We start from the raw sequence: 12755 nt of genomic DNA on the forward strand, positions 1-12755 counted from the left end.
ATCGCCATTTTATTGTTAACAAGCCCGTTAATCAGACCGGATTTTTTTGAGGTCAAAGCCGACAAAAGTATTATGGAGCATGACGTAAAAAGTTAGTGCCTCAAAATACTCCTGAAAGCCAGTCCTTATTTAAGAAGTTTTGTGTAGAATTTGGTGGTGAGGTTATTTACTTGATTCTGAATTGCAGCAATCCAGGTTTCATTTATGAGTCAGTCTTTTTCTCAAACCCAAGCAAGACAAAATCGTCAACAAAAGCTGTGGCAACAAAAATGGAGTTTAAAGACTAAAGCAATAGTTTGGGCACTAAGCATCAGTGTCCTTCCTGTGGTTGCAATTGGAACAGCTACTTACTACTACGGCATTAATTTAATTACCAAACAAATTCCGCAAGTCAAACAAGAGAGTCTGAAAAGTTCAACACAAACTGAACTTGCTCTACAGGGACAACTGTCACTCTTGTTAACTGCTATGGGAGGAACTGCAATTTTGGCAGGTGCGATCGCAACTTTTATGGCTAATCGAGCTATTAGTCGAGTTAGCAAAGCTGCTGTAACTTCTAATATTATCAAAAATCAGCTACGTCCAGACAGTGACTTTACTAAAACTTTCATCGCTAGCGAAGATGAATTAGTGATGTTAGAGAGAAACATCAACTTATTCACAGAGCTGCTTTCAGTTTTGGGACAGCAGAGAGAAGCCGAAGCTGATTACTCCCAACTATTGATGAAAATTACCCGTTGGGTTCGAGAATCATTCAATGAAGAAGATGTTCTAAAAACTACATCAGAGGAAATTCGTAAAGCTTTAAGCATTGATCGCGTAACCATCTTTTGCTTCAACTCCAACACTAATGGAACCTTTATTGCTGAATCAGTAGCAGCTGGTTTACCGAAAATGTTAGGGGTTACAATCTCTAATCCTTGGTTCGAGGCAGGGTATATAGAAAAATATGAGAATGGTCGCATCCGTGCTATTGATGATATCTATCAAGCCGATCTCAATGATGGTGATATTGAGTTGCTAGAGCAATTTGGTGTCAAATCTAATTTAGTAGCACCTATTCTCAAAGGCAAGCAGCTATACGGTTTATTGATTGCACATCAGTGTTCTAGACTTCGCTATTGGCAGCAGTCTGAGATTGATTTATTCGCTCAGATAGGTATGCAAGTCGGATTTGCCCTTGACTACGCCAAGCTTTTAGAACAGGTAGATACAAAGGCAGATAGAGCTGAGGTATTTATCGAAATTACCCGCAGCATTCGCCAATCACTCCACGAAGAGGATGTGCTCAAAAGCACTGTAGATGAGGTTCGCAAAGCACTGAGTACTGACCGAGTACTGGTTTATAGTTTTGATGCTAATTGGGTTGGAACTGTGATTGCCGAATCAGTGGTTCCAGGTTATCCCAAAGTTTTGCGAGCTGAAATCCAAGACCCATGTTTTGCTCAGAGCTATGTAGAAAAGTATCAGTCTGGTCGTGTTCAAGCTACAAACAACATTTATGAAACCGATTTAACTGATTGTCACATTAACCTACTCAAATCCTTTGCTGTTAAAGCAAATTTGGTCGCACCTATTCTTAAAGATGAACAGTTATTTGGCTTATTAATTGCACATCAATGCTCCAGACCCCGTGATTGGCAAAAGCCTGAGATTGATTTATTTGCCCAGATAGCGATGCAAGTGGGATTTGCTCTCGACCATGCAAGACTCCTGCAACGAGTCGAAGCTGAAGGTGTGCAAAGTCAGTTCCTGGCGGATACTATCGGCAGCATTCGCCAATCGCTCAACGAAGAGGATGTTCTCAAAACTACCGTAGAAGAGGTTCGGAAAGTACTGAGTACTGACCGAGTGATGGTTTATAGCTTTGATGCTAATTGGTCTGGAACTGTGATTGCCGAATCAGTTGTCCTCACTTACCCAAAAGTTTTGCGAGCTGAAATCGAAGACCCATGTTTTGCTGAAGGTTATGTAGAAGAGTATCGGTCTGGTCGCGTTCTGGCAATAAACAACATTTATGAAGTCGGTTTGGCTGATTGTCACATTAACCTACTCGAATCCTTTGCAGTCAAAGCAAATTTAGTAGCCCCCATTCTCAAGGACGAACAGCTATTTGGCTTATTAATTGCACATCAGTGCTCCAAACCCCGTGATTGGCAACAACCTGAGATTGATTTATTTGCCCAGATAGCTATACAAGTAGGATTTGCTCTCGACCATGCAAGACTCCTACAACGAATCGAAGCTGAAAGAATGCGAAGTCAGTTACTAGTGGATATTACTCGCAGCATTCGCCAATCGCTCAACGAAGAGGATGTAATCAAAACCACCGTAGAAGAGGTTCGCAAAGCACTGAGTACTGACCGAGTACTGGTTTATAGCTTTTACGCTAATTGGTTGGGAATTATAATTGCCGAATCAGTGGTTCCAGGTTATCCCAAAGTTTTGCGGTCTAAAATCCACGACTCCTGTTTCACTCAAGGCTATGTAGAAAAGTACCAGTCTGGTCGCGTTGTCGCAATCAACAACATTTATGAGTCTGATTTGGCTGATTGTCACATTAGCCTGCTCGAATCCTTTTCTGTGAAAGCAAATTTAGTAGCACCCATTATCAAAGATGAGCAGCTATTTGGCTTGTTAATTGCACATCAGTGTTCTGGGCCCCGTGATTGGCAACAGCCTGAGATTGATTTATTTACCCAGATAGCCATGCAAGTAGGATTTACTCTCGATCATGCTAGGCTCCTACAAGCGTATGAAGCTGCTGAAGCTAATAATTAATAGCTTTATGAGAGAGTAACAAAAGTACCGCCGTTATTAGCGAAAAATCGGAGAGTGTGCGTAAGTCCTACTCAAGTTTCTGCAATTTTGAATTTTGAACTTTGAATTTTGAATTTTTTATGTCTTCTTCTCAAAAACTGCGACAGTTACTTGCACGTCCTGAAATTATCATCATCCCAGGTGTTTACGATTGTCTGGGAGCCAAGGTAGTTGAGCAGACAGGTTTTGAAGTAGTGGTTACAAGTGGTTTTGGGATTGCCGCTTCCACACTGGGTTTACCAGACTACGGTTTTGTAACTGCTACCGAAATGCTCTATAGTGTGGGACGAATTGCTCAGTCGGTGAATATTCCCCTAATTGCAGATTTAGATACTGGTTATGGCAACGCTTTAAATGTTGTCCGCACGATTAAGGATGCTGTCCAGTTGGGGGTGGCTGGTGTACTACTAGAAGACCAAGAATGGCCGAAAAAATGTGGACACTTTGAGGGCAAACAAGTTATTTCCCAAGCAGAACACGTTGGTAAAATCAGAGCAGCTGTGGAGGCGCGGGGTGATAGCGGTTTGGTGATTATTGCTCGCACTGATGTCCGTGCGTCACTAGGTTTAGACGAAGCGATCGCTCGTGGTCGGGCTTACATTGCCGCTGGTGCAGATATACTATTTGTAGAGGCTCCCCAGTCTATTGAAGAATTAAAAGCGATCGCCGCAGCTTTCCCGGATGTGCCACTAGTAGCTAATATCGTTGAAGGTGGTAAAACTCCCGAAGTTTCTGTGGCAAAGTTACAACAGTTGGGCTTCAAAATTGTGTTTTTCCCTCTGACTGCCCTACTAGCTGTCACAAAGGTAATGACTGCTTGTTTTCTTCATTTAAAAGAACAAGGAAGCACTACTGAATTACCTGATTTGGCTAGCTTTCAAGATTTTCAAGAACTCGTCGGCGTTCCTGAATATCTGCAAATAGAACAGAAGTTTAAATCATGACTGTTGTTCCTCGTCATACCCAAATGCAACAGAGTATTAGCTGTTTATTTATGACTTTTTATATTATGTCCGCTTGATTACTTATTAAACCCCAAGAACCCCAAAGAGCCAAAGCTGTGCTTTGTCTCCCCTCCCCGAAGAGCCTACGGTATACACACAACTCGGAAATATCTTACGAACCTGGGTTTGGACTCTCGAATTACCCCACCCTAACCCTCCCCAAAGCATCGGCTATCCATTACCCGCATCTTTCTTAACAATCAAACAAGATACTTAATAAAAGTCTGAAAGGCTTGATAGGTATAGTGTTGAGAGAAGAGAAGCGGGGAATGGCATCATGGAAAAGTGGGCAGCTAAAGAACTATCTCAGGCAGACTTAGGAGACTTCGTAGAAACAAGCGGTTAATATGGATAGTAGAAGACTTAGCAGCGCAGCCGGATAGCAGCGTACCACTTTTTTGTGGAAATCACCATATATTCAACCAAATGATATTCGTTTTGCTCACATAGCCAGCACAATTGAAAGAATCAAAGAAAATCCGATAGTATTAGCAATTCAAGATACAACAAACATAGATTTAACATCTTATTCAGCAACGACAGGTTTAGGTTATCTTAACCACCGAAAATCATTAGGATTAAAAGTCCATTCAACATTAGCAGCCACTAGTAATGGAGTTCCATTGGGAATTATTGAACAGCAAGTATGGGCAAGAGAACAAGAAAATCTGGGAATTGCAAAAAAACGCTGTCAACGGGAAATATAAGATAAAGAAAGTCAACGTTGGTTGGATGGATTAGAAGTGACGCAGAAATTGATATCATCAGAGATTAAAGTGGTGACAATGGGCGATTCAGAAGCAGATATATTTGATTTATTTAGTCTCAAACGCCCAGAAAATTCTCATTTACTTATTCGTAAATCAAGAAGCAGCGATCAACCAGCTTAATGAAGCGATCGCCTCTTTTTTGTCATTCTATAAAATAGAACTTGATATTTACTATTCTTCACTCACTACTGTTCCTCATCCTTTTCTGAATCTACCCAAAACAGCTTGACAAACTCCTCAGCCGCAGCCGGCTCAATTTCCTGTAGTGCCTTGCGAATTTTCACTACTGTATCACCTGGTGGATCTGCAACCTCATTCACCCACCCAAAAACACTAGAACGATTGACTCCCATTACTACAGCCAATCGATTTTGGGTGATGCTATAAATTTCTAGTACCCGTTTGAGGGCTTTTCCTGCTTTTCCCATACCTCCGATTTTGTCAGAGGCTTATAACCAAGTAAATGTTTGTAATTACGAACGAGATGGTAAACTAGTTATGTTTGTAGTTGCGAACATTATTTTAGTAACAATTGAGGTCAACTCAAATGAACAAAAACTCTCTATCTTCCATGCAACCAGATTCAGACCGAGAACCTGTTAGTTTCCTTGTCATTGGTTCGCGCCAGACTGTCACCAATACCATTCACACACTCTATAGAATGGGTTTTGCACAAATTAGCGAGTGGAGTCCGCTTTTACCTGCTTCTGAACCAGGCAAAGTGATGAAAATTTTAACCCGAAGCGTTCCAACAGACTGATAATTGTATCTATAATTGTGTTGCGATCGCCTTTGGGTATGCTTACAGCAGCAAGGTAGATCATTAAAGTAAGTAGGGTATTATACTCTACTTACTATTAATATTTATCTCAACAATTGGTAAATAACCTATTTTAGGTTATGATGACCAAAGTCTAGTATTACTTGCAAGGTAGGTATCGTAATGAAGACTAATAGAGAGAATCTACCCTTAGACCAGATTCTCTTAGAAGATAGCTTACAACTGCTCAGTAATCTGCCAGATGAATGTGTTGACTTAGTTGTATCCTCTCCACCCTATAATCTAGGCAAAGAATACGAATCAAGACAGGCTCTTCAGATTTATTTGGCAGAACAAACAGCTGTGCTGCTTGAATGTAGCCGAATTCTCAAAAATACAGGTTCGCTATTTTGGCAAGTTGGTGCTTTTTCTGACCGAGGAATGCTAATTCCTTTGGATATTCGCTTTTTTCCGATTTTAGAGTCATGCAGATTAATTCCTCGCAACCGAATTATATGGGCTAGGCAACATGGTCTTCATGCCCAGAAAAAGTTTTCTTGTAGACATGAAACTATTCTTTGGTTTACTAAGTCGGATAACTATAAATTTAATCTAGATGCTATTAGAGTTCCGCAAAAGTATCAAAACAAGAAACATTACCGAGGAAATCGGAAGGGGGAACTTTCATGTAATCCAGAAGGTAAAAATCCTGGTGATATTTGGCTATTTCGGAATGTGAAACACAATCATGAAGAACAAACTATACATCCCTGCCAATTTCCAGAAGACTTGGTAGCTAGAATTATTTTAGCTACAACCAACGAAAATGATATTGTTTTAGATCCATTTATGGGATCTGGTACTGCGGCAGTGGTTGCTAGAGATCATGAACGCCATTTTATCGGGTCAGAAATTGAACCAAAATATCATCAAGTTGCGTTGCGTCGTCTCAGTGGCAATCCAGATAAAAATGGTTCTTTTCCCAATTTAAAAACATTGCGCGATTACGTTGAAAAAACTGGACAATCTATTGATAAATTCAATTTTGATCTGCAAGTAGGAAATAAAGCTTCAGAACGCAGCAAAGCAAAAATTTATCCAGAAGAGTATCACTTGCAAGAAATGGAAGATAGATTAATCTATGAAGAATCTGCTTTTGCAGCTAATCTAAGAGGTGAAGAAATTCCAGTAGATCCAAAGCTTAATGGCAATGGCCAAAAGACCTCTTTGCAAAATCCAATAGTAAAGCAAGTAGAAGAAGTAGAACAAATTGAACTGAGATTATGGAGTTAATAGATTAATTATTACAATAAGCGAAGCAGACAACGACTACGGGCTGAACGCCCAGCAATGATTTGGCATTCACGACTAACTCTAGTATTCACAGTTCTAGAATATCTTTTAAATAAATACTCAGTCCAGATAATGGGCACTATTGTATTTTGTTGCTCAAATAATCCAACCAGTCTAATTGGTATATCAAAAACTTTGTTTTTAGCCAAAGCTGTTAACTGATTAACAGCTTGCTCGTAATAAAGAGTGCTATTGGAAGCAGGAAACATCAGAGCCTTTGTCACCATAATTACCAAATTAGTCGGGTTTCCAACAAATTCAGTTTTAACTTTGAAGAACAATTCTGAGCGCAAAGTGTTATTGAGTAGGAATGGATAGTTAGAAAATTGAATTTCAATGATGATGCCAGTTTTAGCAAAATCAACGTCTGTACCTAAAAATCTATAAGGTGCTGGAATAGGTATATTTGATTGCCAAGCATCATGAATAAAGGCAGCTTTAATGTATTCGTTCGTACCTACTGGATCGAATATTGCATTACCCTGAATTCCAGCTTGATCTGAAGCCTTGATGTGCAAAGGCATTCTAGTGAGAATAGTACTAATCTCATGCCATTCGTTCAGGTATTGGGTATTAATGATTGTATCTGCTGCGTTAAAGTCAACATATTGAATAATGATTTTTACGTCTCCTTTTGATATTTCAGCAGTTCTTCGATAAAAGCCAGCGGATCTATTTCAAGGACTTGGGCAACTTGTAAAAATTCAATCAAGTCAAGACGACGCTCTCCACGTTCATACTTTGATACATAGGATTGCGGAAGCTCTAGCTTTGCCGACAACTCTGCTTGAGTGAGCTTGGTAGCTTTGCGGGCCTCGATAAGTAGCTGGCGAAACCGATTGTACTCTTCGCTGAAAACTGATTTAGGCACTTTAGCTTGCCTTTTTTCTGGCGATGGTTTATTCGATCTCGATGAGAGTTAGTATATATTGCTGAACTCTGTTAAATTCTAAAACCTAATATGGGATAAACCCAAAATAGGTTTTTAGCTGAAGGGAATTTAGGGTGAGGGCCCAAAGATGTTTGTTCCAAAACGGGATGTTCCCTGATAATTATAGATAAATCTTTACTTTCTTCACAAGTTCCTCAAATTGTTTTGCTGTATATATAAATATGGGGCAAAAACCTTTAAGAAATTTAAAATTCAAAAGTTGCTAAACATAGTTGAGGGATTGGTCATTTTTGACAATCCAGCATCGGGAAACCCGAAATCGTAAAGACAAATTACTAATGAAATCGGAGGTCTATATGATGTTTAAAAAGATTCTAGTTGCATTAGATCGCTCGGAAATAGGGCAACAAGTTTTTGAGAAGGCGTTGGGTTTAGCAAAGTTAACACAAGCTAGCTTAATGTTAGTGCATGTCCTATCTCCCGAAGAAGACGGTAGTCCTTACGGCCCTATGCTGTCTAATTTGGACTACTATCCGGGATTGAGCAGTCAAAACTTTGAGTTATACCAACAGCAGTGGGATACCTTTAAAGATCAAGGAATCCAGATGCTGCAATCTTTCTCTGTCGAAGCTAACACAGCAGGTGTAACTACGGAATTTACACAAAATATTGGTAATCCTGGTCGCATCATCTGTGATTTAGCCCATAGTTATGGTGCTGACCTAATTGTCATGGGGCGTCGGGGTCGTTCTGGGCTGATGGAACTATTTCTCGGTAGTGTGAGTAACTACGTTCTTCACCATGCTTCTTGTTCAGTGCATGTTGTGCATCTTTCAGCTACTCCGATAACAGATGAAATTATAAAAAAAACTTCAACCAACTTTCAGGGTTAACTAACTACTAATATTGCATAAATCTTAGCGAATCAAATTTTGAATTTGGTTTATTCTCGCCTACCTGTTACCTGAATCGATGACCTCTGTAGAGTCAATCTCCACAAACGATCCTTAACAGCACGGTATTAGGCTAAAATTGAGCGTAGGCGTAGCCCGTCGTAGACATCGCTTTTTCAGTGAGAAAGAAAAAGTCCGTTATCCAAAATTAGAGTTGAGAGCGAAAAGCGGATCTATGAAAGAAGATACTATCGAGATCACTGGTTTTCATGCTCATGTTTACTTCGATACCGCAAGTCGCGATGTAGCTGCGCGTGTACGTGAAGGATTGGGCGCTAGGTTTGATGTGCAACTCGGACGCTGGTTTGACAAGCCCATTGGGCCTCACCCAAAAGGAATGTATCAAGTTGCTTTCTTACCGAATCAGTTTGATAAAGTCGTTCCTTGGTTAATGCTCAATCGTGAGGGATTGGATATTCTCGTCCACCCTGACACAGGCGATGCTGTCGCAGACCACGCGATTCATTCCCTATGGTTGGGAGAAAAGCTAGATTTGAATATTAAGTTTCTTCAACAGCTTAGTTCGACTTTATCCAATTAAGGGAAGTAGCCCAATTTATGGTGTAAAAGTTCTGGTCTGGGGCGGGAAACTTTTTCTCTTGTGACTAATTCTGGTGAAATTGAGAAAGTTCAATATCTTGATAAATAAAGGTTTCAGCATATGCGTAGACGCTTTTAGTGGCAAGCCGCAGGCATCGCAAGAATGCAATTGAAATAACTGCTTTACTTTAACATTTACTCAACCAGTACTTGCTTGAGTAAAGCTATCCACATATCAGATGGCTCGGAGTAGTAATCAATTTCTTCAACTTGATATAGATAAGATTCACAACCTTGTTGTAAAATAATGCGATCGCCGGGTTTGATGCCTTTCCCGATTCCAGTCATGTACCCTATCATTTCTTCATTAAAGCGCTCAAATACGTAGTCGCTTCCCCAAACTTGTTGGCTATAATTGTGTATTTTATTCTTCTTTTTTAATTCGTTTGCTGGAAAGCTAACTAGGGCTAACTTACTTAAAAAACTAAAATTTAAGTTCATACTTGTCCTGATCAAAGACATAAGTGAGTTCTCCCAAAGAAGAAATCTATAACGAAGAGTTCTGGACTCTAAGTGAATCTCAATTCCTTTCAATCACCAATCCAGAATCCAACAGGTGGACAATCTAGTACAGCGGGCGCGTAAATCTACCTACTATCTCAATTAACAAGACTTGGGGCTTAACAAGGGATTTTGCCCCAAGTCTTGTAGGCAAACTGACGCCACGGTGTACTAGTTAGGAATCAACTTGTATTGACAGCGGGTAAAGCCAATGAATCACCCAATATCTAATTAAGTGTCTGCACCTATAATTAGCAGTTCTTTGATAAGGTACTTATCAAACAATTTTAAAAGAGGATTAACTAATTTAAAATTAACTTTTATTAAATATTAATTCTAATTTATTACTGTTTAATTTTTCCCAAATGATATATTTTGCCCAATCAATCTTTGAGGTCATTGATAATTCGCATATATCAGATAAAAATTAACTTTTGATAATACTATTGATTACTTTATTCACTTGAATTATGAACATCATGCCAATCATATTATCCTGTAAAATATCAGAGGTGTATAGCACCTATTTATTGACTAACTACTTAAATTTACAGTACCATCAACCGCAGCTTCAACGGTAAAATCACCTAATTATTGGACAATATAGGGTTAGATATGAGTATTTTTCTTAACTAGAGAATATTCAATTTATAAACATTTTATGTTTTTATAATGTCGTGTATGTATATTTTTTAAGATAAATACGATCTAGTCCCTACTTGTGGTTTTTCTGGCTATATCTACCTGCTTCAGTAGTACTTCTAGGGTGGAGGAGTTATCTAAAACGACATCTGCATGAGCCACTTTTTCTTCGATAGATAATTGGCTGTTAATCCTGGCTCGTGCCTGTTCTCTATTTAAATGGTTTCGTTGTATCAATCTTTGTAGTTGTTGCTCTTGAGAACAATGCACTACCCAGATTTCTGTAACCAAATCAGTCATCCCAGCTTCAAATAATAGAGGCACTACTAACACCAGTGTTTGTGAGGAAGATTGGGCAATTGCTTTGAGGAAGCGATCGCGCACATTTGGATGAATCAAATTCTCTACCCAGTTGCGTTCATCTTGACGATTAAAGATAATTTCACCTAGCTTTTGGCGGTTGAGGCTGCCATCTGGTAGTAAAATTTGTTCGCCGTAACGTTGAGCGATCGCACCAAGAATAGGCGAACCTAAAGATACTGCCTCTTTCGCATAAATATCTGCATCCAAAATCGGCAGGTTATAAGCGCTAGCTAAATAATTGGTGACAGTGGTTTTGCCTGTGGCAATACCTCCGGTTAAGCCGATTATACGTTTAGACATTGGTCATTTAATACTAAGAATTTGTCGCCCATGTTATCACTGCTTGGGTTAAACCATCTAAAGTATATTCTTCAGCTTCTATATCCACGCGTCCGAATAAAACATGACAAGTTTTGGAGGTTTGAGGCCCGATAGAGGCAATAGAAACTCCTTCTAATAATTGACTAATATCAAAGTAGCTGGAAAATATGTTGTTAGTAAGTTGACAGAAAAATTGTACAGTTTTAGAACTGGCAAAGGTAATCACATCTACCTTGCGGTTTTGGAGAGCTAACTCTGCCTCAAGTGGAATACCACTAGGACAACAAGATTGATATGCGGCAACTTCTATCACCTTTGCTCCCTTAAGAGTTAATTCCTTAACCAAAACTTCTCTGCCGCCGCTTTCAACTCTGGGAAATAAAACCTTTTTACCATCCAGTTTCTCTGGGAAATTTTCCACTAAAGAATCGGCAATAAAGTTGGGGGGAATAAAATCTGGTTGGAGAGAGTGTTGTTTGAGACTATGGGCTGTTTTCTCGCCAACAACGGCAATTTTGACGCCTGCTAAGGCACGACTATCTTTACCTTGGGCGATTAGCCTTGCAAAAAAGTAGTCTATGCCATTGGTAGAAGTGAGAATTAACCAGTCGAAGTCAGATAAATGAGCGATCGCATCATCCAAAGCTTCCCAACTGGAGGGCGGGCCGATTTCTAAGGTAGGCATTTCGATCACTGTTGCACCTGATGCAATCAGGCGATCGCTAAATTGGCTCGACTGTCCTACTGAACGTGTCACCAGAATTGTTTTGCCAGTCAGGGGAAGAGGAGATGAGGGGGGGAAGTTACTTAACATAGGTTGCGGTGTGGGAGTACTCTCGTTCCCAGGCAGAACCTGGGAATGCGTTTCTCCAGGCTCCTGCCTGATAATTTCGTCTAAATATATATTCTCAGGTTGTAAGTACTTGCGTAGCCCAACAACTTCGCCAATAACAATTACTGCTGGGGAAAGGGATAATTCGGTGGTTTGTTCCAGAATATTGCCCAGTTGCGCTGTCCAAATTTGTTGACGAGGAGTTCCTGCCCAACGGATGATCGCGATGGGTGTTAAGTGCGATCGCCCATGTCGTACCAGTTGATGGACAATCTCTGGCAGATGTTGCCCTCCCATCAAAATTACCAGTGTCTCTAAGCGTGAGAGTGCTTCCCAGTCTAAAACCTCTGGTTCATGAGCTGTAAGCACTGCAAAAGTGCGACTCAACACCGGATCTGTGAGGGGAATTCCTGCTAACAAAGGTGCTGCAAGGGCTGAGGAAATTCCTGGTACTAGTTCAAAATCACAACCAGATGCTTTCAATGCTTCAATTTCGGAAGTGCAACGCCCAAAAATCAACGGATCACCTGATTTGAGCCGGACAACTTGTTTTCCTTGCTGGCAATGCTTTACCAGTAACTTGTTAATCTCGGCTTGGGTTGTACTGGGTTTACCACCGCGTTTCCCGACATCCAACTTCAAGCAATCAGGTGGTACGCACTGCAATAATTGAGCATCTACCAGGGCATCGTAGACTAAAACCTGAGCAGCAGCTAAGAGATTGTAAGCTTTTACCGTCAGGTATGCCACATCTCCAGGCCCAGCACCTACGAGGTAAACTTTGCCCCTTTCTTGAGTCATAGTCATTTGTCATTTGTGATTGGGCACTTATACTGAGCGGCGTGGAAGTATGGGGGCAGAAGAGATATGTTTTAGAATACAACTTGGTGTGACGACATAATTTAACGAGTCTTTGATACTCATTAATGAGGTTCAGAATTCCC

The 12755-nt window shown here is 40.2% G+C and carries 12 protein-coding genes and 1 pseudogene; 7 read left to right on the plus strand and 6 right to left on the minus strand.

What is annotated here, in order from left to right; all coding sequences use genetic code 11:
- Positions 1–204: 204 nt before the first annotated feature.
- From V7K46_RS11840 to V7K46_RS11850, 3 genes and pseudogenes are all read left to right on the plus strand, one after another.
- Complete coding sequence (locus V7K46_RS11840) at positions 205–2781, plus strand: GAF domain-containing protein (RefSeq protein ID WP_335113238.1); 2577 nt, start codon at positions 205–207, stop codon at positions 2779–2781.
- A gap of 119 nt (positions 2782–2900) precedes the next feature.
- On the plus strand, positions 2901–3764 hold the full coding sequence (locus V7K46_RS11845; RefSeq protein ID WP_335113240.1) for an isocitrate lyase/PEP mutase family protein: 864 nt from the start codon (positions 2901–2903) through the stop codon (positions 3762–3764).
- 337 nt (positions 3765–4101) lie between these two features.
- A pseudogene (locus V7K46_RS11850) lies at positions 4102–4684 on the plus strand (IS4/Tn5 family transposase DNA-binding protein); the annotation flags it as partial.
- Between the two features lie 95 nt (positions 4685–4779).
- On the opposite strand, the gene V7K46_RS11855 reads toward V7K46_RS11850, so the two are convergent.
- A complete protein-coding gene (locus tag V7K46_RS11855; protein WP_335113242.1) occupies positions 4780–5022 on the minus strand; it encodes a helix-turn-helix domain-containing protein in 243 nt (80 codons plus the stop codon).
- A gap of 119 nt (positions 5023–5141) precedes the next feature.
- Here V7K46_RS11855 and V7K46_RS11860 point away from each other — a divergent pair, with 119 nt between their 5' ends.
- Both V7K46_RS11860 and V7K46_RS11865 read left to right on the plus strand, forming a co-directional pair.
- Positions 5142–5354 (plus strand): hypothetical protein, encoded by a 213-nt coding sequence (locus tag V7K46_RS11860; protein WP_335113244.1) that lies wholly within the window; start codon positions 5142–5144, stop codon positions 5352–5354.
- Between the two features lie 183 nt (positions 5355–5537).
- Positions 5538–6647, plus strand: coding sequence for a DNA-methyltransferase (locus tag V7K46_RS11865; RefSeq protein WP_335113247.1), 1110 nt, complete (start codon positions 5538–5540; stop codon positions 6645–6647).
- 11 nt (positions 6648–6658) lie between these two features.
- On the opposite strand, the gene V7K46_RS11870 is transcribed toward V7K46_RS11865, so the two are convergent.
- Both V7K46_RS11870 and V7K46_RS11875 read right to left on the minus strand, forming a co-directional pair.
- Positions 6659–7348 carry a BglII/BstYI family type II restriction endonuclease gene (locus V7K46_RS11870; protein WP_335113437.1) on the minus strand — a complete coding sequence of 230 codons (690 nt, stop codon included), beginning with the start codon at positions 7346–7348 and terminating at the stop codon, positions 6659–6661.
- Positions 7330–7578: a helix-turn-helix domain-containing protein gene (locus V7K46_RS11875; protein WP_335113249.1), complete on the minus strand. Its 249-nt coding sequence runs from the start codon at positions 7576–7578 to the stop codon at positions 7330–7332. The genes V7K46_RS11870 and V7K46_RS11875 overlap by 19 nt, the downstream gene beginning before the upstream one ends.
- 380 nt (positions 7579–7958) lie before the next feature.
- On the opposite strand from V7K46_RS11875, the gene V7K46_RS11880 reads away from it, so the two are divergent.
- Both V7K46_RS11880 and V7K46_RS11885 read left to right on the plus strand, forming a co-directional pair.
- A complete protein-coding gene (locus V7K46_RS11880) occupies positions 7959–8492 on the plus strand; it encodes a universal stress protein (protein WP_335113439.1) in 534 nt (177 codons plus the stop codon).
- A 235-nt stretch (positions 8493–8727) separates the two neighbouring features.
- Positions 8728–9093, plus strand: a complete 366-nt coding sequence (locus V7K46_RS11885; protein ID WP_334722462.1) for a DOPA 4,5-dioxygenase family protein — start codon at positions 8728–8730, stop codon at positions 9091–9093.
- Between the two features lie 194 nt (positions 9094–9287).
- Here V7K46_RS11885 and V7K46_RS11890 read toward each other — a convergent pair whose 3' ends face one another.
- The 3 genes from V7K46_RS11890 to cobA form a co-directional block, all read right to left on the minus strand.
- Entirely contained in the window at positions 9288–9593 is a 306-nt protein-coding gene (locus V7K46_RS11890) for a hypothetical protein (RefSeq protein WP_335113251.1), read from the minus strand.
- A gap of 768 nt (positions 9594–10361) precedes the next feature.
- Positions 10362–10958 carry a dephospho-CoA kinase gene (gene coaE / locus V7K46_RS11895; protein WP_335113253.1) on the minus strand — a complete coding sequence of 199 codons (597 nt, stop codon included), beginning with the start codon at positions 10956–10958 and terminating at the stop codon, positions 10362–10364.
- Between the two features lie 13 nt (positions 10959–10971).
- Entirely contained in the window at positions 10972–12612 is a 1641-nt protein-coding gene (gene cobA / locus V7K46_RS11900; protein WP_335113255.1) for a uroporphyrinogen-III C-methyltransferase, read from the minus strand.
- Positions 12613–12755 lie beyond the last annotated feature (143 nt).

The sequence above is a fragment of the Nostoc sp. genome, assembly GCF_036917395.1.
Classification (GTDB): domain Bacteria; phylum Cyanobacteriota; class Cyanobacteriia; order Cyanobacteriales; family Nostocaceae; genus Nostoc.

Coding starts and splice junctions, on each gene's coding strand:
- V7K46_RS11840 (WP_335113238.1), top strand. CDS start 205: ATGAGTCAGTCTTTTTCTCAAACCCAAGCAAGACAAAATCGTCAACAA.
- V7K46_RS11845 (WP_335113240.1), top strand. CDS start 2,901: ATGTCTTCTTCTCAAAAACTGCGACAGTTACTTGCACGTCCTGAAATT.
- V7K46_RS11855 (WP_335113242.1), bottom strand. CDS start 5,022: ATGGGAAAAGCAGGAAAAGCCCTCAAACGGGTACTAGAAATTTATAGC.
- V7K46_RS11860 (WP_335113244.1), top strand. CDS start 5,142: ATGAACAAAAACTCTCTATCTTCCATGCAACCAGATTCAGACCGAGAA.
- V7K46_RS11865 (WP_335113247.1), top strand. CDS start 5,538: ATGAAGACTAATAGAGAGAATCTACCCTTAGACCAGATTCTCTTAGAA.
- V7K46_RS11880 (WP_335113439.1), top strand. CDS start 7,959: ATGTTTAAAAAGATTCTAGTTGCATTAGATCGCTCGGAAATAGGGCAA.
- V7K46_RS11885 (WP_334722462.1), top strand. CDS start 8,728: ATGAAAGAAGATACTATCGAGATCACTGGTTTTCATGCTCATGTTTAC.
- V7K46_RS11890 (WP_335113251.1), bottom strand. CDS start 9,593: ATGAACTTAAATTTTAGTTTTTTAAGTAAGTTAGCCCTAGTTAGCTTT.
- coaE (WP_335113253.1), bottom strand. CDS start 10,958: ATGTCTAAACGTATAATCGGCTTAACCGGAGGTATTGCCACAGGCAAA.
- cobA (WP_335113255.1), bottom strand. CDS start 12,612: ATGACTCAAGAAAGGGGCAAAGTTTACCTCGTAGGTGCTGGGCCTGGA.